Annotated in this window: 21 protein-coding genes; 13 read left to right on the forward strand and 8 right to left on the reverse strand. The window is 72.6% G+C overall.

What is annotated here, in order from left to right; all coding sequences use genetic code 11:
- From ACWC09_RS03230 to ACWC09_RS03240, 3 genes are all read left to right on the forward strand, one after another.
- The gene (locus ACWC09_RS03230) at positions 1-471 is read left to right on the forward strand and encodes a hypothetical protein (RefSeq protein WP_450847960.1); all 471 of its coding nucleotides are present in this window, start codon (positions 1-3) and stop codon (positions 469-471) included.
- A gap of 545 nt (positions 472-1,016) precedes the next feature.
- On the forward strand, positions 1,017-1,862 hold the full coding sequence (locus tag ACWC09_RS03235; protein ID WP_450847962.1) for a J domain-containing protein: 846 nt from the start codon (positions 1,017-1,019) through the stop codon (positions 1,860-1,862).
- A 117-nt stretch (positions 1,863-1,979) separates the two neighbouring features.
- Entirely contained in the window at positions 1,980-2,309 is a 330-nt protein-coding gene (locus ACWC09_RS03240) for a rhodanese-like domain-containing protein (RefSeq protein ID WP_450848289.1), read from the forward strand.
- A gap of 24 nt (positions 2,310-2,333) precedes the next feature.
- Here ACWC09_RS03240 and ACWC09_RS03245 read toward each other — a convergent pair whose 3' ends face one another.
- The 6 genes from ACWC09_RS03245 to paaA form a co-directional block, all read right to left on the reverse strand.
- On the reverse strand, positions 2,334-3,467 hold the full coding sequence (locus tag ACWC09_RS03245) for an acyl-CoA dehydrogenase family protein (RefSeq protein WP_450847964.1): 1,134 nt from the start codon (positions 3,465-3,467) through the stop codon (positions 2,334-2,336).
- A gap of 104 nt (positions 3,468-3,571) precedes the next feature.
- Positions 3,572-4,627: a 2Fe-2S iron-sulfur cluster-binding protein gene (locus ACWC09_RS03250; RefSeq protein ID WP_450847966.1), complete on the reverse strand. Its 1,056-nt coding sequence runs from the start codon at positions 4,625-4,627 to the stop codon at positions 3,572-3,574.
- Positions 4,628-5,227: a 1,2-phenylacetyl-CoA epoxidase subunit PaaD gene (gene paaD / locus ACWC09_RS03255; RefSeq protein ID WP_450847967.1), complete on the reverse strand. Its 600-nt coding sequence runs from the start codon at positions 5,225-5,227 to the stop codon at positions 4,628-4,630.
- Positions 5,221-5,943, reverse strand: a complete 723-nt coding sequence (gene paaC, locus ACWC09_RS03260) for a 1,2-phenylacetyl-CoA epoxidase subunit PaaC (RefSeq protein ID WP_450847969.1) — start codon at positions 5,941-5,943, stop codon at positions 5,221-5,223. Before paaC ends, paaD begins: the two co-directional genes overlap by 7 nt.
- Complete coding sequence (gene paaB, locus ACWC09_RS03265) at positions 5,940-6,227, reverse strand: 1,2-phenylacetyl-CoA epoxidase subunit PaaB (protein ID WP_450847971.1); 288 nt, start codon at positions 6,225-6,227, stop codon at positions 5,940-5,942. Before paaB ends, paaC begins: the two co-directional genes overlap by 4 nt.
- Positions 6,224-7,216 (reverse strand): 1,2-phenylacetyl-CoA epoxidase subunit PaaA, encoded by a 993-nt coding sequence (gene paaA / locus ACWC09_RS03270; protein ID WP_450847973.1) that lies wholly within the window; start codon positions 7,214-7,216, stop codon positions 6,224-6,226. Before paaA ends, paaB begins: the two co-directional genes overlap by 4 nt.
- A gap of 216 nt (positions 7,217-7,432) precedes the next feature.
- On the opposite strand from paaA, the gene ACWC09_RS03275 reads away from it, so the two are divergent.
- From ACWC09_RS03275 to ACWC09_RS03285, 3 genes are read left to right on the forward strand one after another with little or no spacing between them, the layout of a single operon-like run.
- Positions 7,433-8,203, forward strand: coding sequence for a DUF5819 family protein (locus ACWC09_RS03275; RefSeq protein WP_450847975.1), 771 nt, complete (start codon positions 7,433-7,435; stop codon positions 8,201-8,203).
- The gene (locus ACWC09_RS03280; protein ID WP_450847977.1) at positions 8,200-9,432 is read left to right on the forward strand and encodes an HTTM domain-containing protein; all 1,233 of its coding nucleotides are present in this window, start codon (positions 8,200-8,202) and stop codon (positions 9,430-9,432) included. Before ACWC09_RS03275 ends, ACWC09_RS03280 begins: the two co-directional genes overlap by 4 nt.
- Before the next feature lie 10 nt (positions 9,433-9,442).
- Positions 9,443-10,198, forward strand: coding sequence for a TrmH family RNA methyltransferase (locus ACWC09_RS03285; RefSeq protein WP_450847979.1), 756 nt, complete (start codon positions 9,443-9,445; stop codon positions 10,196-10,198).
- Here ACWC09_RS03285 and paaN read toward each other — a convergent pair.
- Entirely contained in the window at positions 10,195-11,886 is a 1,692-nt protein-coding gene (gene paaN / locus ACWC09_RS03290) for a phenylacetic acid degradation protein PaaN (RefSeq protein ID WP_450847980.1), read from the reverse strand. The genes ACWC09_RS03285 and paaN overlap by 4 nt on opposite strands.
- A gap of 182 nt (positions 11,887-12,068) precedes the next feature.
- Here paaN and ACWC09_RS03295 point away from each other — a divergent pair, with 182 nt between their 5' ends.
- Both ACWC09_RS03295 and ACWC09_RS03300 read left to right on the forward strand, forming a co-directional pair.
- Complete coding sequence (locus ACWC09_RS03295; protein WP_450847982.1) at positions 12,069-13,586, forward strand: 3-hydroxyacyl-CoA dehydrogenase; 1,518 nt, start codon at positions 12,069-12,071, stop codon at positions 13,584-13,586.
- Positions 13,583-14,173, forward strand: coding sequence for a TetR/AcrR family transcriptional regulator (locus ACWC09_RS03300; RefSeq protein WP_450847984.1), 591 nt, complete (start codon positions 13,583-13,585; stop codon positions 14,171-14,173). The genes ACWC09_RS03295 and ACWC09_RS03300 overlap by 4 nt, the downstream gene beginning before the upstream one ends.
- Before the next feature lie 18 nt (positions 14,174-14,191).
- Here ACWC09_RS03300 and ACWC09_RS03305 read toward each other — a convergent pair whose 3' ends face one another.
- A complete protein-coding gene (locus ACWC09_RS03305; protein WP_450847985.1) occupies positions 14,192-14,692 on the reverse strand; it encodes an Lrp/AsnC family transcriptional regulator in 501 nt (166 codons plus the stop codon).
- Between the two features lie 174 nt (positions 14,693-14,866).
- Between ACWC09_RS03305 and pdhA the strand changes: the two genes are divergently transcribed.
- From pdhA to ACWC09_RS03330, 5 genes are all read left to right on the forward strand, one after another.
- Positions 14,867-16,000, forward strand: a complete 1,134-nt coding sequence (pdhA, locus tag ACWC09_RS03310) for a pyruvate dehydrogenase (acetyl-transferring) E1 component subunit alpha (RefSeq protein WP_450847986.1) — start codon at positions 14,867-14,869, stop codon at positions 15,998-16,000.
- Positions 16,000-17,004 (forward strand): alpha-ketoacid dehydrogenase subunit beta, encoded by a 1,005-nt coding sequence (locus ACWC09_RS03315; protein WP_450847988.1) that lies wholly within the window; start codon positions 16,000-16,002, stop codon positions 17,002-17,004. The genes pdhA and ACWC09_RS03315 overlap by 1 nt, the downstream gene beginning before the upstream one ends.
- On the forward strand, positions 17,004-18,302 hold the full coding sequence (locus ACWC09_RS03320) for a dihydrolipoamide acetyltransferase family protein (protein ID WP_450847989.1): 1,299 nt from the start codon (positions 17,004-17,006) through the stop codon (positions 18,300-18,302). Before ACWC09_RS03315 ends, ACWC09_RS03320 begins: the two co-directional genes overlap by 1 nt.
- A 102-nt stretch (positions 18,303-18,404) precedes the next feature.
- Positions 18,405-19,343, forward strand: a complete 939-nt coding sequence (locus tag ACWC09_RS03325) for an NTP transferase domain-containing protein (RefSeq protein ID WP_450847991.1) — start codon at positions 18,405-18,407, stop codon at positions 19,341-19,343.
- Entirely contained in the window at positions 19,340-20,719 is a 1,380-nt protein-coding gene (locus tag ACWC09_RS03330; protein WP_450847993.1) for a molybdopterin molybdotransferase MoeA, read from the forward strand. The genes ACWC09_RS03325 and ACWC09_RS03330 overlap by 4 nt, the downstream gene beginning before the upstream one ends.
- The last annotated feature ends 127 nt before the right edge of the window (positions 20,720-20,846 follow it).

The raw sequence follows: 20,846 nt of genomic DNA on the forward strand, positions 1-20,846 counted from the left end.
GTGAAGTACGTCGACCTCGACGGGCGGGACGGGGAGGTGACCGGGGTCGTCGACCCACGGCCCTATCTGGCGCGGCTGCCGGTGCTGGCGGAGCAACTGCCGCCGGGGGCACGGGCGTTCGCCACGGACCCGGCCCACTACGACTTCCACGGCAAGCGGTGCGTGAAGGACCTCAGGCCGCAGGGGGTGCGCCGGACCGGCGACGACGAGATCGAGCTCCGCTTCGGGCACAACTGCTTCAAGCACGACGAGGACCTCCTCGTCCGCTACACCGGCGTCTCCCGCTTCCAGGTGGACGTCCTGGACATCAGCGACGTGAGTGCCCTCGGGGACGTGATCCTCGACGAGCTGCTGCCGCACGCCGACGGCTGCACGCACGAGATCGCCTGCAGACCGGGGACGCTGGTGGTGGCGTGCCGGGATCTGGCGGCGGAGTGGGTGGGGGCGGACTGCCCGGAGGCTCGTGGCTAGGGGCGTCCGGCCAGGGGTGTCGTGCTGGGAGTGCTCGGTGGGTGTCCGGCCAGGGGTGTTGTGCTGGGAGTGCTCGGTGGGTGTCCGGCCAGGGGTGTCGTGCTGGGAGTGCTCGGTGGGTGTCCGGCCAGGGGTGTCGTGCTGGGAGTGCTCGGCGGGTGTCCGGCCAGGGGTGTCGTGCCGTGTTCGGCGGGTGTCCGGCCAGGGGTGTCGTGCTGGGAGTGCTCGGCGGGTGTCCGGCCAGGGGTGTCCTGCTGGGAGTGCTCGGCCAGGGGTGTCCTGCGAGGGGCGTCCGGCCAGAGGTGTCCTGTGGGGAGTGCTCCACGAGGGGTGCCCGGCGGGTCGGGTTCCCGCGGGGCGATGTCACGGCGTGCGAGCGCCCGGCGGGGCGGGTTCCGGGGCGACGCAACGGCGGGCGAGCGGCGGCGCGGCTGCTCGGCTGCTCGGCTGGTCGGCTGTGAGAAGTCGGCTCTGAGTAGTGCCGTGGCCCTGTTCCCGTCGGCTGCCCTGAAGGGCTTGCCCCTCCCGTGGCCTACGCTGGTCGGGTGACGAGCCCGGAAGCTGAGCAAGGTGGCGTCGCCGGCGAGACGCAGGCGACGCCCGAGGACGGTGCGCCGCGGCCCGAGGCGCGGCTCGAGCGGGCCGTGCGGGCCGCCGAGCAGGCGTTGATCGAGTACGAGATCGCGGTGGAGACCTTCCGGGTCGAGGTCGAGAACTTCTCCCGGCTGCACCACCAGAAGCTCGGCCCGATGTACGCCCGCCTCGACGAGCTGGACGCGCAGATTGCCGAGGCCAGGGCCGCGAGGACCGGCGACCCGGAGGACCTGCGCAAGGCGGAGGAGGCACGGGCCCGTGTCCTGCCCATGCCGGGCGTCGAGGAGCTGTTCCACGGCTGGATGGACGGCGACGGGCTGTTCCCGGAGGCCGCGGCGATGCTCACCGACCAGCCGGTGCGTCCCCCGCAGCGGGTGCGCCCGAGCGACGAGGCCCGCAAGCTCTACCGTGAACTGGCCCGCAAGGCCCACCCCGACCTGGCCCCGGATGACACCGAGCGGGCCCGGCGCGAGGAGTTCATCACCCGCGTCAACGCCGCCTACGCCCGCGGCGACGAGACGCTGCTGCGCGAGCTCGCCGAGGAGTGGGCCAAGGGCCCGGTACCGGCGGAGCGCGGCCCGAGCCGCAGCGAGGAGCTCTACGCCCGCCTCGAATGGCTCGCCCAGCGCAAGGAACTGCTCACGCTGGTCGCCAAGGCACTGGAGGAGGGTGCGATCGGCTCGATGCTGCGGCTCGCGCCGGACGACCCCGACCGCCTCCTCGACGAGATCGCCGAACAGCTCCTGGCGGACGTCTCCCATCGGGAACAGGAACTGGCGGAGCTGCTGGCGCAGTAGCGGGCCGGTGGCGCACCGACGCCTGGACCAGGGGGGCCGGCCGGTCGGCGCTGCTCGGGCGCCGGTTTCGCGAGCGCACGCGTCCGGTAGCGTCGGGGCATGAGTTTCGGAGCTGGTGTGCCCACGGTCGAGGTCTCGGACCTCAAGGACGGCGACTTCCTGCTGGACGTCCGGGAGGACGACGAGTGGCAGGCGGGTCATGCCGAAGCGGCGCTGCATATCCCCATCAGTGAGTTCGTGGCCCGCTACGGCGAGCTGACCGAGGCCGCCCCGCAGGACGGCCGCGTCAACGTGATCTGCCGTTCCGGCGGCCGCTCCGCCCAGGTCACGATGTACCTCGTCCAGCAGGGCATCGACGCCGTGAACGTCGACGGCGGCATGCAGGTGTGGGCGGCCGCGGGCCGACCCGTGGTGACGGACGAGGGGCAGCCCGGGTTCGTCCTGTAGGACCTTCGGGGCGGCGCCGGCCAATCAGCCGAGTGGGTGCGCCGCCAGCAGGTCGCCCAGCGCCTCCTCGTGCGCCGCCGCCGGGCCGAGCGACAGCTCCAGGTGCTTGGCCCAGGCGTGGTACCGGTGCAGCGGGTACTCGACGTCCGCCCCGAACCCGCCGTGCAGATGCTGTGCCGTCTGCACGACCCGCCGTACCCCCTCCGACGCCCAGATCTTGGCGACCGCGACATCCCCGGAGGCGGGCAGCGCGCCGGGCGCCCCCGAGGCGAGCCGCCACGCCGCCTGCCACAGCGTGGCCTCCATCGCCCGCAGGTCGATGTACCGGTCGGCGGCCTGCACGGCCACCGCCTGGAACGTGGCGATCGGATACCCGAACTGCTCCCGCTTGCCCGCGTACTCACTGGTCATCCCGAGGACCCGCTCACCCAGCCCGAGGGCCAGCGCACACGTCCCGGTGGCCAGCAGCCCCCGCAGCCACTCCCATGCCCCGTCCGCTTCGACGACCTCGCCGGCCGCGATCCGCGCGGACTCCAGCCGCAGCTCGCCGAGCCGCTCGCCGGTGGTGGAGATCTGCTCGGCGAGCACCACACCCTCGTGGACGCGGGGGACCACGGCGAGGAGCGTCCGGTCCGACGCCGACCGGGCGGGTACGAGGACGAAGTCGGCGTTGTGCGCCCACGGCACCGCGGTCTGCACCCCGTCCAGCAGCCAGTCCTCCCCGTCCCGCCGCGCGGTCACCGAGAGTTCGGCCCCGTCGTGGCCACTGCGGCCGTTCGCGGCGACGGTCAGCACCAGCTCCCCGCGCCCCGCCCGCTCCAGCAGCGCCGACCTCAACTCCTGGCCGCCATAAGCCTGTACGGCCGCCATCGCCGCGCTGCTCTCCAGCAACGGCACCCGTGCCAGGACCTTCGCCGACTCCCGCAGCACCAGGCACAGCGCGATGACGTCCAGACCCGCCCCGCCGTACTCCGCGTCCAGCAGCAGGCTCAGCAGGTCCGCCTCGGCGAGCCTCGCCCACAGCGCACGGTCGAAGTCGTCGGCGACGGCGCCCGGCACGAGCGAGGGCGAGGGCACCGTGTCCGGCGCGACCCCGGCGAACACCCCGCGCGCCGCCTCGGCCGCCGCCTGCTGCTCCTCGGTGAAGGTGAAGTCCACGGTCCTGTCCCTCCGGCGGTCCGCTGATCTGACGGACCGTCAAGATAGAACAGGTTCTAGAAGAAGGGAACGGGGTGCTCCTGGTTCAACAGGGCGCTCTCGGTTCAGCGGTCGAAGTCCAGCTCCACCTTCTCCGTCACCGGATGCGACTGGCACGCCAGCACATACCCCGCCTCCGTCTCCTCCCGCTCCAGCGCGAAGTTGCGGTCCATGCGCACCTCGCCCGCGACCAGGAACGCCCGGCACGTCCCGCACACCCCGCCCTTGCAGGCGTAGGGCGCGTCGGGGCGGTTGCGCAGGACCGTCTCCAGCAGGGACTCGCCGTCCTGCACCGGCCAGGTGCCGCCGCGGCCGTCGAGGCGGGCGGTGACCGTGCTGTGCGCGGGGGCGGTCGCGGCGGCCGGTGGTGGTACGGCGTCCACATGGAAGATCTCCTCGTGGATGCGGGTGCGCGGGACGCCGAGTCCGCGCAGGCTCCGCTCCGCCCCCTGCACCAGCCCGAACGGCCCGCACAGGAACCATCCCGCCACCTGGCCCACCGGCAGCAGCGCCGGAAGCAGCTCCGTCAGCCGCTCCTGGTCGAGCCGCCCGGACGGCAGTCCCGCCTGCTGCTCCTCCCGGGACAGCACCGTCACCAGCTGCAGCCGGCCGGGGTAGCGGTCCTTCAGGTCGGCGACCTCCTCCAGGAACATCGTCGAGGCGGCCGTACGATCGCTGCGGATCAGACAGAACCGCGCCCCCGGCTCCCGCGCGAGCAGCGTCGAGACGATCGACAGCACCGGGGTGATGCCACTGCCGCCGACGACCGCCGCGTACAGCCCCGGCGCCGGGTCGAGCGTGAAGCGGCCGGCCGGGGTCATGACCTCCAGCCCGTCGCCGACGTTGATCTCCTTGAGCGCGTATGTCGAGAAGGCCCCGCCCTCGACCAGCCGCACCCCGACCCGCAGGGTGCGCGGGCCCTCCCCGTCGGGCGCCGGGGAGCAGATCGAGTACGTGCGCCGTATCTCCGCGCCGTCGACCGTCCGCCGCAGCGCGAGATGCTGGCCCGGGGCGTGCCGGTACTCCTCGCGCAGTTCCGGCGGGACGGTGAGGGTGAGGGCCACGGAGTCGTCGGTGAGCCGGTCGACCGCCGCCACCCGGAGCGTGTGGAAGCGGGCCATCTACAACTCCTTGAAGTGGTCGAAGGGTTCACGGCAGGCGAGGCAACGGCGCAGCGCCTTGCACGCGGTCGAGGAGAAACGGCTGAGCAGCTCGGTGTCGGGGGAGCCGCAGTGGGGACAGCGAACGGGGTCGAGGGCAGGGCTCGCCTCCGGGCCGACGCCCGCGTCCGGGCCTGCGTCCGCCTCCGCCGCGGCATCCGCGCCCGCGTCCGCCCCGAGCGTGCGGGTCGGGCCCAGTCGCAGCGCCACTGGCCCGGAGTCCCGCCGCACGCGCGGCGGTGCGATCCCGAACTCCCGCAGTTTGCGCCGCCCTTCGGCCGTGATGTCGTCCGTCGACCAGGCCGGCCTCAGCACCGTACGGACCGCGACCTCGCGCATGCCGTGCGCGTGCAGGGCCCGCTCTATGTCCAGGGACATCGCCTCTATCGCGGGGCAGCCGGTGTACGTCGGGGTCAGCTCGACCTCGACCGAGTCGGCCCCGCGCACCCGCACCGCACGCACGACGCCGAGCTCCCGCAGGGTCAGCACCGGCAGCTCGGGGTCGGGGACCGAACCGGCGATGTCGAGGAGCTCCGCCTCCAGTGCGGTGGCCGTCACCATGACGCCCCCGGGTGACTGCGGTGCAGATGCTGCATCTCGGCGAGCATCCGCCCGAAGGACTCGGTGTGCAGGCCCTGACGCCCCGCGCCGGCCCTCCACGCGCCGGTCCGGGACCCCTCGGGGACCGTCAGGGTGGCCCGGCGCAGCGCGTCCGTGACGGACCCGAGCCAGGCCGCCTCCAGCGGCGCCGGGTCGACGTCCAGCCCGTCCACCGGCTGGAACATCTCGCCGGTGAACCGCCACAGGGCGTCCACCGCCGACTGCATCCGCTCGTGACCGACCTCCGTGCCGTCGCCCAGCCGCAGGGTCCACTGCTCGGCGTGGTCGCGGTGGTAGGCGACCTCCTTGACCGCCTTCGCGGCGAGGCCCGCGAACGGGCCGTCCCCGGCGGCCAGTTCGGTGTACAGCAGGTGCTGGTAGAGGGAGAAGTACAGCTGGCGGGCGATGGTGTGGGCGAAGTCGCCGTTGGGCTGCTCCACCAGCTGGAGGTTGCGGAAGGCACGCTCCTCGCGCAGATACGCCAGCTCGTCCTCGTCGCCGACCATGGACAGCAGGACGCGGGCCTGGCCGAGCAGGTCCAGCGCGATGTTGGCGAGGGCGACCTCCTCCTCCAGCACCGGTGCGTGGCCCGCCCACTCCCCCAGGCGGTGCGAGAGCACCAGGGCGTCGTCGCCGAGGGCGAGGGCGGCGCTGTGCACGGTCAGGTCGACGGTCACAGGTGCTTCACCCCCTCCGGGATCTCGTAGAACGTCGGATGCCGGTACGGCTTGTCGCCGGCCGGCGCGAAGAACGGGTCCTTCTCGTCCGGCGAGGAGGCCGTGATCGCGGACGAGGGGACGACCCAGATCGAGACGCCCTCGCCACGGCGGGTGTACAGGTCGCGGGCGTTGCGCAGGGCGAACTCGGCGTCCGGCGCGTGCAGGCTGCCGGCGTGGGTGTGGGACAGGCCCCGGCGCGAGCGCACGAAGACCTCCCACAGGGGCCAGTCGGTGTTCGTCATGCGCGCGTCGCTCCTGTCTCGCCGGTGTGCTTCGCCGCGTAGGCCGCGGCCGCCTCCCGCACCCAGGCGCCCTCCTCGTGGGCCTGCCTGCGCTGGGTGAGCCGCTGTTCGTTGCACGGCCCGTTGCCCCTGAGGACCTCCTTGAACTCCGTCCAGTCGATCGGGCCGAAGTCGTAGTGCTGCCGCTCCTCGTTCCACCGCAGGTCCGGGTCGGGGAGGGTGAGGCCGAGAGACTCGGCCTGGGGGACGCAGATGTCGACGAAGCGCTGGCGCAGCTCGTCGTTCGAATGCCGCTTGATCTTCCAGGTCATCGACTGCGCCGAGTGCGCCGACTCGTCGTCGGGCGGGCCGAACATCATCAGGGACGGCCACCACCAGCGGTCCACCGCGTCCTGCGCCATCGCGTGCTGCTCCGGGGTGCCGCGGCCGAGGGCCAGCAGCAGCTCGTAACCCTGGCGCTGGTGAAAGGACTCCTCCTTGCAGATACGGACCATCGCGCGCGCGTACGGGCCGTAGGAGCAGCGGCACAGCGGGACCTGGTTGGTGATCGCGGCGCCGTCCACCAGCCAGCCGATCGCGCCGACGTCCGCCCAGGTCAGGGTCGGGTAGTTGAAGATCGAGGAGTACTTCTGGCGGCCGGAGTGGAGCTTGTCGAGCAGCTCGTCGCGGCCGGTGCCGAGGGTTTCCGCCGCGCTGTAGAGGTACAGGCCGTGCCCCGCCTCGTCCTGGACCTTGGCCATCAGGATGGCCTTGCGGCGCAGGGAGGGCGCGCGTGTGATCCAGTTGGCCTCCGGCTGCATGCCGATGATCTCCGAATGGGCGTGCTGTGCCATCTGGCGGACCAGGGTCGCGCGGTAGGCGTCCGGCATCCAGTCCCGTGGCTCGATGCGCTCGTCGGCGGCCACGGCGGCGTCGAAGGCACGCTCGTACGCGGCGGTGTCGCGTACGTCCTCGGTGCCGTACGTCTCGTGCGCGGCTGCTGTCGCCATGAGGCCCCCTCGACCTGTGCTCTGCCGGAACCGGCTCCCGACCGATCGTTCGGTTCGTCGCATTCCATGGTGGGTCGGGCGCCGTAAGGTGTCAACCGCTGTGGACAACCCGCGGGCATTGCCTGTGGACAACGCGGACAGGGGCTTGCCTCCTGGGCGGGTCTGAGTACCGTTCGCGTTCGAGCGAAGTGGGACCGGATCGGGAGACGGGGCGGAATGAACGCGCACGACACAGGCTGGGAGGACGCCGGAACCGACCGGCCGGCCGATCCGCAGCCCTCTCGGCCCGAGGCCCCCGCGCCCGACCTTCCCGACCTCGCCGCCCCGTACCCCGAGCCCCGCACCGGTGTCGCCGCCCTCTCGCTGCGCTACCGGATCGGCGCCGCACTCGCCATCGCGGTCGTCGGCGTCGTCGTCTGTGTGCACGTGGGCATGGTCTTTCTGCATGTCGCGCCGGCGAACACGGTCACCAAGCAGCACGGCAAGGCGATCGACGACTGGATCTACCCGGAGTTCGAGCAGAACTGGAAGCTGTTCGCGCCGAACCCGCTGCAGCAGAACATCGCCGTCCAGGTGCGCGCCGAGGTGCGCACGGGGGACGGCGGGGTGGAGACCACCGGCTGGTACGACCTGTCCGCCGAGGACGGTCGGGCCATCGACGGCAATCTGCTGCCGAGCCACACCCAGCAGAACGAGCTGCGCCGGGCCTTCGACTTCTTCGTCTCCACCCACGACAGCGACAACCGGCCGAGCGGCCTGCGCGGCTCCCTGTCCGAGACGTATCTGCGGCGCATCGTCGTGCTGCGTCTGGACCGCGACGACGCGGCCGGCAAGGGCGGCTCGATCTCGCAGGTCCAGGTCCGTTCCCGTACCACCAATGTGCCCCCGCCGAAGTGGAGCGGGGAGAAGATCTCGGACCAGCCCATGTACCGCGTGCTGCCCTGGTGGCCGGTCACGGCCGCCGACACCGACGGAGGCGCCGAGTGAACCGCTTCGCCCTGTCGGTCTCGGCCGGCATCGCCCGTGTCACCGAGTCGGCGCTCGGCCCGTACCAGAGCGCCGTGGTCCGGATCGGTTTCAGCGCGACCTGGCTGCTGTTCCTGCTGCGCGAGTTCCCGCACCGCCAGGAGATGTACGGTCCCGACGCCCCGTGGAGCTGGGGCCTGGCCCAGCAGCTGATCTCGGACAACGGCGCCTTCACGGCCCTCATGTGGTCCGACGGCCGCGTCTGGTTCGAGCTCGTCTACGCCCTCGCCGCCCTGACCAGCGTCCTGCTGCTGCTCGGCTGGCGCACCCGCGCCATGTCCGTGCTGTTCATGGTCGGCGTGCTCTCGCTGCAGAACCGCAGCGTCTTCATGGGCGACGGCGGTGACAACGTCCTGCATCTGATGTCCGTCTACCTGGTGTTCACGCGGTGCGGTCGGGTGTGGTCGCTGGACGCGCGACGGGCCCGGCTCGCGAGCGAGGCACGCGCGCGTGGAGAGCAGCGGGTCGTGGACCGGGTGGGGCCCGCCCTGTGGGGCGTGCTCGGGTTCGCGCTGGTCGCGGTGACGGCCGGGGGCCGCTTCGACGGGGCCGACCCGACCGTGCCGGTGATCCTCTGGCTGGTGTGGGTGGCGCAGGGCGTCCGGTGGGTGGTCGGGCGTCTGGCGAGGAGCGCCGAGCCCCGGATCCTGCTCGACGTCGTCGCCAACGTCGTGCACAACGGCGCCCTGTTCGTGATCATGACCGAGGCCTGTCTGATCTACGCGACGGCCGGCTGGTACAAGATCCAGGGCTCCCGCTGGCAGGACGGCACCGCGGTCTACTACCCGCTCCACCTGGACTACTTCTCGCCCTGGCCCGCCCTCGCCGACCTGCTGTCCTCCAGCGGCACGATGGTGATGCTGGTGACCTACGGGACCGTGATGGTGCAGGTCGCGTTCCCGTTCACGCTGTTCAACCGGCGGGTCAAGAACGTCCTGCTGGCGGTCATGATGACCGAGCACGCGGTGATCGCCGTGGTCCTGGGACTGCCGTTCTTCTCGCTGGCGATGATCGCGACGGACGCGGTCTTCCTCCCGACGACGTTCCTGCACCGCCTGGGCGGCTGGGCGGCCCGCGCGCGTGCCCGCGTATTCGCCCGTACGGGCCGCACGAGCCTGCCCGGGCCGCGGGCCGCGGAGAACCCCGAGCCGGGTTCCGACTCGGTCAGTCCCGCGCCCACGCGCACGTAGGCTGCACGCCATGACCGACCCCGCCCGCGACCCGCTGAGCACCTGGCGGCGCATCGCCGACACCGCCGTGCTGCTCGACGGCTTCCACGCCCTCAAGCACGCCGTGCGCTTCGGGGCCGAGGTCCCGGTGGCGGTCACCGCCGACCGGCGGGCGGCGCTCGCCCTCGCCGACGAGCTGGCGCCCGACGTACGGGAGACGCTGGCCGCGCTGCTGACGGAGGTCCCGGAGCCGACGTACCGGACCCTGGTGGCGCGCCCGCACCCGACCGCCGTGGCCGCCCTGGCCGTACGACCGCCCCGCGCGACCAACCTCGAGAGGCTGGCGCACACCCCCCGCACCACCCCGGTCGTGGTCCTCGACAACCCGCGCAACCTGGGCAACGCGGGCGCCGTGATCCGTCTGGCCGCCGGTTTCGGCGCGACCGGCGTGGTCACCACGGGCACGCTCGACCCCTGGCACCCGACAGTCGTGCGCGGCGGCGCCGGCCTGCACTTCGCGACCGCCGTCGAGCACCTGGAGGTGGCGGAGCTGCCCCCGGGCCCGCTGTTCGCCCTCGACCCCGAGGGCGACGACATCCGGGGCGTGAAACTCCCGGACGACGCCGTCCTCGCCTTCGGCTCCGAACGCAGCGGCCTGTCCGCAGAACTACGCGCGCGTACCGACCACTTGCTGTCCCTGCCGATGCGCCCCCAGGTCTCCAGCTACAACCTGGCGACCAGCGTGGCCATGACGCTCTACCACTGGAGCGCCACGGCTGAGGTCTAGGCCTCCCGGCGGACTTCCACCACGCGGAAGCGGTTGGCGACGAACGCCCCGTCCGTGAGCGCCGCGTTGGCCGCCGGGTTGCCGCCGGACCCGTGGAAGTCGGAGAAGGCGGCCGTCTGGTTGACGTACACCCCGCCCGTCAGGTTCAGCGACAACTGGGCCGCCTCCTCCAGGCAGACCTCCTGGACGGCCTGCTCGACCTCCTCGTCGGTCGTGTATGCCCCGACCGTCATCGCCCCCTTCTCGCGGATCGTGCGCCGCAGCAGCTCCACGGCGTCCGCCGCCGAGTCGACCGCGACGGCGAAGGAGACGGGACCGAAGCACTCGCTCATGTAGGCGGCCTCGTCGTCCGGCTTGGCCCCGTCGAGTTTCACGATCACCGGGGTGCGCACGACCGCGTCCGGGAACTCCGGATTGCTGATCTCCCTTGACGCGAGGGCGACTTCGCCCAGACCGGCCGCCGCCTCCAGCCGCGCCTTCACATCCGGGTTGACGATCGCGCCCAGCAGCGCGTTCGCGCGCGCGTCGTCGCCGAGCAGGCCGTCGACGGAGCGGGCGAGGTCGGCGACCACCTCGTCGAAGGTCTTGGGGCCCTCGTCGGTACGGATGCCGTCCCGGGGGATCAGCAGGTTCTGCGGGGTGGTGCACATCTGGCCGCTGTAGAGGGAGAGCGAGAAGGCCAGGTTGGACAGCATCCCCTTGTAGCTGCCGGCCGACTCCACCAGGACCGTGTTGACGCCGGCCTTCTCCGTGTAGACCTGCGCCTGACGGGCGTTGGTCTCCAGCCAGTCGCCGAACGCCGTCGAGCCCGTGTAGTCGATGATCCGGATCTCCGGGCGCGTGGCCAGCGTCTTCGCGATGCCCTCGCCGGGGCGCTCGGCGGCCAGCGCGACCAGGTTCGGGTCGAAGCCCGCCTGGCCCAGGACCTCACGCGCGACCCGCACGGTCAGCGCGAGGGGCAGCACCGCACGCGGATGGGGCTTGACCAGGACCGCGTTGCCGGTCGCGAGGGAGGCGAACAGGCCCGGATAGCCGTTCCACGTCGGGAAGGTGTTGCAGCCGATCAGCAGCGCGATCCCGCGCGGCACCGGAGTGAACTGCTTGGTGAGCGCCAGCGGGTCGCGCTTGCCCTGCGGCTTGGTCCACTCCGCCGTGTCCGGCGTGCGGACCTGCTCCACGTACGCGTACGCCACCGCCTCCAGGCCGCGGTCCTGCGCGTGCGGGCCGCCCGCCTGGAACGCCATCATGAACGCCTGGCCGGAGGTGTGCATGACCGCGTGCGCGAACTCGTGCGTCCGGTCGCTGATCCGCTTGAGGATCTCCAGACACACCACCGCGCGCGCCTCCGCGCCCGCGTCCCGCCAGGCCTTCTGGCCCACCTTCATGGCCGGCAGCAGCACGTCCACGTCCGCGTGCGGGTACTCGACGCCCAACTCGATCCCGTACGGCGAGACTTCACCGCTCACCCAGTCGTCCGTGCCGGGCTGGCCGAGGTCGAGACGGGTGCCCAGCACGGCGTCGAAGGCGGCCTTGCCCGCCGCCATGTCCAGGCTGCCGTTCTCGCCGTAGGCCTTGGGGTGCTCCGGGTGCGGGGACCAGTACGCACGCGTGCGGATCGCTTCCAGCGCCTGGTCGAGGGTGGGCCGGTGCTTGGCGATCAGCTCGTGGGCGGTCAGTTCGGCGGCCATGCGGGACCAACTCCTCGTCTTGTGAACTCTTCGTCGAGCTCATGACCTGGGCGGAACTCTGGACAGAACATGGACAGAACATGGGCAGGGACAGCCAGTCAGAGTTAGAGTAACCGAACGATCGGTCGGGACAAGGGGGTCCGCCGCATCTGTGGAAAACCCCGTGCGGGAGGATCGCGCACATGACAGCACTCGACCTCAGCAGCCCCGTGGCCGTCGTCGGCACCGGCACCATGGGCCAGGGCATCGCCCAGGTCGCGCTGGTCGCCGGCCATCGTGTGCGGCTGTACGACGCCGTCCCCGGGCGCGCCCGGGATGCGGCCGAAGCGATCGGCGCCCGCCTCGACCGGCTCGTCGAGAAGGACCGCCTCACGGCGGGTGACCGGGATGCGGCGCGCGCGCGTCTGCTGCCCGCCGAGGAGCTCGCCGAGCTCGCCGACTGCTCCCTGGTCGTCGAGGCCGTCCTGGAGCGGCTGGACGCCAAGCAGGAGCTGTTCCGGGCGCTCGAGGACATCGTCGACGAGGACTGTCTGCTCGCCACCAACACCTCGTCCCTGTCGGTGACGGCCATCGGCGGCGCCCTGCGCAACCCCGGCCGCTTCGTCGGCCTGCACTTCTTCAACCCCGCGCCGCTGCTGCCGCTCGTCGAGGTCGTCTCCGGGTTCGCCACCGACGTCACGTCGGCCACGCGCGCGTACGAGATGGCGCGCGCCTGGGGCAAGACACCGGTCGCCTGCGCCGACACCCCCGGCTTCATCGTCAACCGCATCGCCCGGCCCTTCTACGCCGAGGCCTTCGCGGTCTACGAGGCCCAGGGCGCCGACCCCGCCACCATCGACGCGATCCTCCGCGAGTCGGGCGGCTTCCGGATGGGCGCCTTCGAGCTGACCGACCTCATCGGGCAGGACGTCAACGAGTCCGTCACCCACTCGGTGTGGCAGAGCTTCTTCCAGGACGTGCGCTTCACGCCCTCGCTCGCCCAGCGCCGCCTGGTCGAGTCGGGCCGGCTCGGCCGCAAGAGCGGACACGGCTGGTACGACTACGCGGACGACGCCGAGGCCGCCGAACCGCACACCGCGGAAGAGGCCCAGCGGCCCGCCTACGTCGTCGCCGAGGGCGACCTGGGCCCCGCGGCCGAACTGCTCGCGCTGATCCGCGAGGCGGGTATCCCGGTGCGTGAGGAGGAAGAGGACCACGGCACCCGGCTGGTACTCCCGGGCGGCGGCCAGCTGGCGCTCGCCGACGGGCAGACCTCCGTGGAGTTCCGGGACGTCGTCTACTTCGACCTCGCCCTCGACTACCGTCGCGCCACCCGCATCGCCCTGTCCGCCTCCCAGGACACCTCGCAGCAGACCCTCGCCGAGGCCATCGGCCTCTTCCAGGCGCTCGGCAAGGACGTCAGCGTCATCGGTGACATCCCCGGGATGATCGTCGCCCGTACGGTCGCCCGGATCGTCGACCTCGCGCACGACGCCGTCGCCAAGGGCGTGGCCACCGAGGAGGACATCGACACGGCGATGCGGCTGGGCGTCAACTACCCGCTGGGCCCCTTCGAGTGGAGCCGCAAGCTCGGCCGGAACTGGGCCTACGCCCTCCTGGACGACCTCCACCTGCGCGACCCCTGCGGCCGCTACGCGCCGTCCCTGGCGCTGTACCGGCACGCGTACGCCTCCGACAAGCGGGAGGGCAGCACCTCATGACCACCGCCAAGCGCGACACGTACACCCCGGAGACTCTGCTGTCCGTCGCCGTGCAGGTCTTCAACGAGCGCGGCTACGACGGCACCTCCATGGAGCACCTCTCCAAGGCGGCCGGCATCTCCAAGTCGTCGATCTACCACCATGTGGCCGGCAAGGAGGAGCTGCTGCGCCGCGCCGTCAGCCGGGCGCTCGACGGCCTCTTCGGCATCCTCGACGAGGAGCACGCACGCGTGGGGTGCGCCTTGGACCGCTTGGAGCACGTCGTGCGGCGCATGGTCGAGGTGCTGATCGGTGAACTCCCGTACGTCACCCTGCTGCTGCGCGTGCGCGGCAACACGGACACCGAGCGGTGGGCCCTGGACCGGCGCCGCGACTTCGACCACCAGGTGGCCGAGCTCCTGAAGGCGGCGGCCGCCGAGGGGGATGTACGCGGCGACGTGGAAGTACGGCTCGCGACCCGTCTGGTCTTCGGGATGATCAACTCGATCGTCGAGTGGTACCGGCCGGACGGCCGCGGGATGAACGAGCGCGAAGTGGCCGACGCGGTCGTGCAGTTGGTCTTCGGGGGCCTGCGCCAGGAGGCCTGAGAGAGCCGCGGAGAGGGTTCAGCTCTGCGGCTCCAGGTCCTCCTCCTCGAACACCAGCAGGGTGCGGGTGCTGAGAACCTCGGGCATGTTCTGCAGCCGGGTGAGGACCAGTTCGCGGAGCGCCTTGTTGTCGGACGTGTGCACCAGGAGCAGCACGTCGAAGTCCCCGCCCACGAGGGCGATGTGGGAGGCGCCGGGGAGCTGCCTGAGCTGCTCGCGGACCGTGCGCCAGGAGTTCTGGACGATCTTCAGGGTGATGTACGCCGAGGTGCCCTGGCCCGCCCGCTCGTGGTTGACGCGGGCGCCGAAGCCGCGGATGACGCCGTCCTCGATGAGGCGGTTGATGCGCGCGTAGGCGTTGGCGCGTGAGACGTGCACCCGTTCGGCGACCGACCGTATCGAGGCGCGGCCGTCCGCCTGGAGCATCTGGAGGATGTCCAGATCGATGGCGTCGAGGGGACGGGCGGGCGGCAGCGAGGTCGTTTCCTCCGGGCCCTCGGCCATTTGTTCAGGTGCCATGTCCCCCCGCCTCCCTACCATGGACGTACTGCGTTCATTTCAGGTTGTGGAGAACCGTTTGTCCACAACCTGAAGGTGCCTGTAGCCGAAATGTGCCGACGACCGAACAATCGGTAGGTGGGGCGCATCACATCCGTGGCGCGCCTGAAGCCGCTCCCACGAGGAGGTGCCGTCATGACGGTCATGGAGCAGCGGGGCGCGTACCGGCCATCGCCGCCGCCCGCCTGGCAGCCCCGCACGGACCCCGCGCCGCTGCTGCCCGACGCGGAGCCCTACCGCGTCCTCGGCACCGAGCGGGTGGCGAAGGCCGACCCGGCGCTGCTGCGCCGCCTGTATGCCGAACTGGTCCGCGGGCGCCGCTACAACGCGCAGGCCACCGCCCTCACCAAGCAGGGCCGCCTCGCCGTCTACCCGTCCAGCACCGGCCAGGAGGCCTGCGAGGTCGCCGCCGCGCTCGCCCTGAGGGAGCAGGACTGGCTCTTCCCGAGCTACCGCGACACCCTCGCCGCCGTCGCCCGCGGCCTCGACCCCGTCCAGGCGCTCACCCTCCTGCGCGGCGACTGGCACACCGGCTACGACCCGCACGAGCACCGTGTCGCCCCGCTGTGCACCCCCCTCGCCACCCAGCTCCCGCACGCCGTCGGCCTCGCGCACGCGGCCCGCCTCAAGGGCGACGACGTGGTCGCGCTCGCCATGGTCGGCGACGGCGGCACCAGCGAGGGCGACTTCCACGAGGCGCTGAACTTCGCCGCCGTCTGGCAGGCCCCGGTCGTCTTCCTGGTCCAGAACAACGGCTTCGCGATCTCCGTGCCGCTCGCCAAGCAGACCGCGGCGCCGTCACTGGCCCACAAGGCCGTCGGCTACGGCATGCCCGGACGCCTCGTCGACGGCAACGACGCGGCCGCCGTGCACGAGGTCCTCGCCGCCGCCGTACGGCACGCGCGCGAGGGCGGCGGCCCCACGCTGGTCGAGGCGATCACGTACCGCATCGACGCCCACACCAACGCCGACGACGCCACCCGCTACCGCGGCGACACCGAGGTCGAGGCCTGGCGCGCGCACGACCCGATCGCGCTCCTGGAGCACGAGTTGACCGAGCGCGGCCTCATCGACGAGGACGGCGTCCTCCGCGCGCGCGAGGCCGCCGAGACCATGGCCGCCGACCTGCGCGAGCGCATGAACCGGGACCCGGCGCTCGACCCCATGGACCTCTTCGCCCACGTGTACGCCGAGCCCACCCCGCAACTGCGCGAACAGCAGGCCCTGTTGCGGGCCGAGCTGCACGCGGAACAGGAAGGCGGGCACTGATGACCACCGTCGCCCTCAAGCCGGCCACCATGGCGCAGGCCCTCACCCGTGCGCTCCGCGACGCCATGGCCGCCGACCCCACCGTGCACGTCATGGGCGAGGACGTCGGCACCCTCGGTGGCGTCTTCCGCGTCACCGACGGTCTCGCCGAGGAGTTCGGCGAGGACCGCTGCACGGACACCCCGCTCGCCGAGGCCGGCATCCTCGGCACGGCGGTCGGGATGGCGATGTACGGACTGCGGCCGGTCGTGGAGATGCAGTTCGACGCGTTCGCGTACCCCGCCTTCGAGCAGCTGATCAGCCACGTCTCCCGGATGCGCAACCGCACGCGCGGGGCGATGCCCCTCCCGATCACCATCCGGGTCCCCTACGGCGGCGGCATCGGTGGCGTCGAGCACCACAGCGACTCCTCCGAGGCGTACTACATGGCGACTCCGGGGCTCCATGTCGTCACGCCCGCCACGGTCGCCGACGCCTACGGGCTGCTGCGCGCCGCGATCGCCTCCGACGACCCGGTCGTCTTCCTCGAACCCAAGCGCCTGTACTGGTCGAAGGACTCCTGGAACCCGGAGCATCCGACGGATGTCGAACCGATAGGCCGCGCGGTGGTGCGGCGCCCGGGCCGGAGCGCCACGCTCCTCACGTACGGGCCGTCGGTACCCGTCTGCCTCGAAGCCGCGGAGGCCGCGCGGGCCGAGGGCTGGGACCTCGAAGTCGTGGACCTGCGCTCCCTGGTGCCGTTCGACGACGAGACGGTCGCCGCCTCCGTACGGCGGATCGGGCGCGCGGTCGTCGTGCACGAGTCGGGCACCTACGGCGGACCGGGCGGGGAGATCGCGGCCCGCGTCACCGAGCGCTGCTTCCACCATCTGGAGGCGCCGGTGCTGCGCGTGGCCGGATTCGACATCCCGTATCCGCCGCCCATGCTGGAGCGTCACCACCTGCCCGGCGTGGACCGGATCCTGGACGCCGTCGGGCGTCTGCAGTGGGAGGCCGAGAACTGATGGCACAGGTGCTGGAGTTCAAGCTCCCCGACCTCGGGGAGGGGCTCACCGAGGCGGAGATCGTGCGCTGGCTGGTCCAGGTCGGCGACGTCGTCGCGATCGACCAGCCGGTCGTCGAGGTCGAGACGGCCAAGGCGATGGTCGAGGTGCCCTGCCCCTACGGCGGCGTGGTCACCGCCCGCTTCGGCGAGGAGGGCACGGAACTGCCCGTCGGGGCGCCCCTGCTGACCGTCGCGGTGGGGCCGCAGGTCTCCGGGGGCGAGACCGAGGGCTCCGGGAACGTGCTGGTGGGCTACGGCACGGGGGCACCTCCGGCGCGCAGACGGCGGGTGCGGCCGACGGCACCCACGGGGTCGCCGAAGCGGGACGGCACGGCCACCGCGACGCTCACCGAGGCGCGCGGCGACGGACCCGTCCCGGTGATCTCCCCCCTCGTTCGCCGTCTGGCCCGTGTGAACGGCTTGGACCTGCGGCAGTTGACCGGTTCCGGCCCCGACGGGCTGATCCTGCGGGCGGACGTGGAGCGCGCGCTGCGGGCCACGGCCACGCAGGCACCGGCATCGGCCGCCGCCCCGGAAACGACACCGTCGCCCGCACCCGTCGCCCCCGGAGGGACCCGCATCCCCCTCAAGGGCATCCGAGGCGCCGTGGCCGACAAGCTCTCCCGCAGCCGGCACGAGATACCGGACGCGACCTGCTGGGTGGACGCGGACGCGACGGAGCTCATGCGCGCGCGTGCCGCGATGAACGCCGCCGGCGGCCCGAAGATCTCCCTGCTCGCCCTTCTGGCGAGGATCTCCACCGCGGCCCTCGCCCGCTTCCCGGAGCTCAACTCCACCGTCGACATGGCGGCCAGGGAGGTCGTCCAGCTCGACCACGTGCACCTCGGCTTCGCCGCGCAGACCGAGCGCGGGCTGGTCGTACCGGTCGTACGGGATGCCCACGCGCGTGACGCCGAGTCGCTGACCGCGGAGTTCGCCCGGCTGACCGGGGCGGCCCGCACGGGAACCCTCACGCCCGGGGAACTCACCGGCGGGACCTTCACGTTGAACAACTACGGAGTGTTCGGCGTCGACGGCTCCACGCCGATCATCAACCACCCCGAGGCGGCCATGCTCGGCGTCGGCCGCATCGTCCCCAAGCCGTGGGTGCACGAGGGCGAGCTGGCGGTGCGACAGGTCGTCCAGCTGTCGCTCACCTTCGACCACCGGGTGTGCGACGGCGGCACGGCGGGCGGCTTCCTGCGGTACGTGGCGGACTGTGTGGAACAGCCGACGCTGCTGCTGCGGACGCTGTGACGGGGACGGCTGCCGAGGCGGTGCCGGGTGCGGTCGCACACGCTGTGATTGCGGCACCGTCCGCACGTTCCCTGTGATCGTGAGGGCACGCATACTCGTGGGGTGACCTCGTACGAGCCCTCGGGCACCCCCGGCAGCGACGCGGCCTACGACGCCGTGGTCCTCGCCGGGGGCGCCGCCCGGCGGCTCGGCGGCGCCGACAAACCCGGGGTGCGGGTCGGCGGACGGGCGCTGCTCGACCGGGTCCTCGCGGCCTGCGCCGACGCGCGCACGACCGTGGTCGTCGCCGACGAACGCCCCACCGCCCGGACCGTGCTGTGGGCCCGCGAGGACCCGCCCGGCGGCGGCCCGCTGGCCGCGCTCGGCGCCGGGCTGCACCGCACCACGGCCGAGGACGTCGTCGTCCTCTCCGCCGACCTGCCGTTTCTTGCGGCGGACACCGTCCGGCACCTGCTGACCGCCCTGCGGACGAGCGGCGCGGACGGCGCGCTGCTCACCGACGCCGACGGCCGTGACCAGCCGCTCGTGGCCGCCTACCGGGCGTCCGCGCTGCACCGCGAGCTGACCGCACTCGCCACGGCGGCATCCGGCGGCGACACCGCGTCCACCGGCCGCCCGGCCGCGTCCACCGGCCTCACCGGGCTGCCGCTGCGCCGGCTGACCGCCGCCCTCCACCTCACCCGCGTCCCCGACCCCGTCGCCTCCTTCGACTGCGACACCTGGGACGACATCGCCACCGCCAGGGCACGCATCAGGGAGCATGGGCACGTGTTGGATGAATGGATTTCCGCAGTCAAGGACGAGCTGGGCATCGACCTGGACGTCGACACCGGCGTTCTGCTCGATCTCGCTCGCGACGCCGCCCACAACGTGGCGAGGCCCGCGGCGCCGCTGACCACCTTCCTCGTCGGCTACGCGGCCGGGCGGGCCGGTGGAGGCCCCGAAGCCGTCGCCGAGGCCGCCCGCAATGCCGTCGCCCTCGCCCTGCGCTGGGAGCAGGAGAACGCCGAAGAGGCCAAGCCCGACGCGGACGCCGGATGACCGCCCGCTCCGCCCGGACCGGCGAGGACGCCGAGGACCTCGACGTCGAGGAGGTGCTCGCGCTGGTGAACGACCACGGCGGCCACGGCCACACGAACCGGCCCGGCGGCCCCCCGCCCGTGCCCACGCCCGCAGCGGAGGCCGATCACGTCGCCGCCCACAAGCCCGATGCCCACCACAGGGCCACCCCCTGGCCCGAGGCCCGTGCGATCGCCGCCCGGGCCGCCCGGGGCGGCCGCCGCGCCCCCGTCTCGGTCACCCTGGACGCCGCCCTCGGCCTCACCCTCGCCGCGCCCCTCACGGCCCTCACCGACCTGCCCTCCTTCGACACCTCGGCGATGGACGGCTGGGCGGTCGCGGGACCCGGCCCCTGGGACGTACGGGACGAGGGAGTGCTGGCCGGGCACGCCGAGCCGCAGCCGCTCACCGACGGCGAGGCCGTCCGGATCGCCACCGGCGCCCGCATCCCCCCGGACACCACCGCCGTCCTGCGCAGCGAACACGGCCGCACCGACGCCCAGGACCGTCTGCACGCCACCCGCGACATGCAGCACGGCCAGGACATCCGCCCCCGCGGCCAGGAGTGCCGGTCCGGCGACCAGCTCCTGCCCCTGGGCACCCTCGTCACCCCGGCCGTCCTCGGGCTCGCCGCGGCCGCCGGCTACGACACCCTCGCCGCCGTCCCCCGCCCCCGCGTCGAAGTCCTCGTCCTGGGCGACGAGTTGCTCACCGAGGGCCGCCCGCACGACGGTCTGATCCGGGACGCCCTCGGCCCGATGCTGCCGCCGTGGCTGCGTGCGCTCGGCGCCGAGGTCACCGCCGTACGAAGGCTGGGTGACGACGCAAAAGCGCTGCACAAGGCGATCACCTCCTCTGCCGCCGACCTGATCGTCACCACCGGCGGCACCGCCTCCGGACCCGTCGACCACGTCCATCCCACTCTGCGGCGCATCGGCGCCGAACTCCTCGTCGACGGCGTCAAGGTGCGCCCCGGCCACCCCATGCTGCTGGCCCGCACCAAGGAGAACCAGCACCTCGTCGGCCTTCCCGGCAACCCCCTCGCCGCCGTCTCCGGCCTGCTCACGCTCGCCGAGCCGCTCCTGCGTACCCTCGCCGCCCACCCTGCCTCGGAGCCGTACGCACTGCCGCTGCGGGACGAGGCGCACGGGCACCCGTACGACACCCGGCTCATCCCCGTCGTGCTACGCGGCGACCAGGCCGTGGCACTGCACTACAACGGGCCGGCCATGCTGCGCGGCATCGCGGCAGCCGACGCCCTCGCCGTCGTACCGCCGGGCGGGGCCCGTGCGGGTCAGGAGCTCGAACTCCTCGACCTGCCCTGGGCCTCCGCCGGGATCGAGGTGTGTTTCACGTGAAACAACCGGGCCATGACGCGATCGCCCACCAGGCGGGCGAACATCTCGTGACCCATCGGGTGAAGCTTCCTCCCACTTGTCGGCGTCGATGATGAGACGGAGGCCCGCCCTGCGCGATCACACCGTC

Source organism: Streptomyces sp. NPDC001617 (assembly GCF_053596855.1).

What these genes read in the sequence shown, in the direction of transcription:
- ACWC09_RS03250 (WP_450847966.1), bottom strand. Translation starts at nt 4,627, where the DNA reads ATGGCCCGCTTCCACACGCTCCGGGTGGCGGCGGTCGACCGGCTCACC.
- paaD (WP_450847967.1), bottom strand. Translation starts at nt 5,227, where the DNA reads ATGGTGACGGCCACCGCACTGGAGGCGGAGCTCCTCGACATCGCCGGT.
- ACWC09_RS03300 (WP_450847984.1), top strand. Translation starts at nt 13,583, where the DNA reads ATGACCACCGCCAAGCGCGACACGTACACCCCGGAGACTCTGCTGTCC.
- ACWC09_RS03320 (WP_450847989.1), top strand. Translation starts at nt 17,004, where the DNA reads ATGGCACAGGTGCTGGAGTTCAAGCTCCCCGACCTCGGGGAGGGGCTC.
- ACWC09_RS03275 (WP_450847975.1), top strand. Translation starts at nt 7,433, where the DNA reads ATGAACGCGCACGACACAGGCTGGGAGGACGCCGGAACCGACCGGCCG.
- paaA (WP_450847973.1), bottom strand. Translation starts at nt 7,216, where the DNA reads ATGGCGACAGCAGCCGCGCACGAGACGTACGGCACCGAGGACGTACGC.
- paaN (WP_450847980.1), bottom strand. Translation starts at nt 11,886, where the DNA reads ATGGCCGCCGAACTGACCGCCCACGAGCTGATCGCCAAGCACCGGCCC.
- ACWC09_RS03295 (WP_450847982.1), top strand. Translation starts at nt 12,069, where the DNA reads ATGACAGCACTCGACCTCAGCAGCCCCGTGGCCGTCGTCGGCACCGGC.
- ACWC09_RS03285 (WP_450847979.1), top strand. Translation starts at nt 9,443, where the DNA reads ATGACCGACCCCGCCCGCGACCCGCTGAGCACCTGGCGGCGCATCGCC.
- paaB (WP_450847971.1), bottom strand. Translation starts at nt 6,227, where the DNA reads ATGACGAACACCGACTGGCCCCTGTGGGAGGTCTTCGTGCGCTCGCGC.
- ACWC09_RS03315 (WP_450847988.1), top strand. Translation starts at nt 16,000, where the DNA reads ATGACCACCGTCGCCCTCAAGCCGGCCACCATGGCGCAGGCCCTCACC.
- ACWC09_RS03305 (WP_450847985.1), bottom strand. Translation starts at nt 14,692, where the DNA reads ATGGCACCTGAACAAATGGCCGAGGGCCCGGAGGAAACGACCTCGCTG.
- ACWC09_RS03330 (WP_450847993.1), top strand. Translation starts at nt 19,340, where the DNA reads ATGACCGCCCGCTCCGCCCGGACCGGCGAGGACGCCGAGGACCTCGAC.
- pdhA (WP_450847986.1), top strand. Translation starts at nt 14,867, where the DNA reads ATGACGGTCATGGAGCAGCGGGGCGCGTACCGGCCATCGCCGCCGCCC.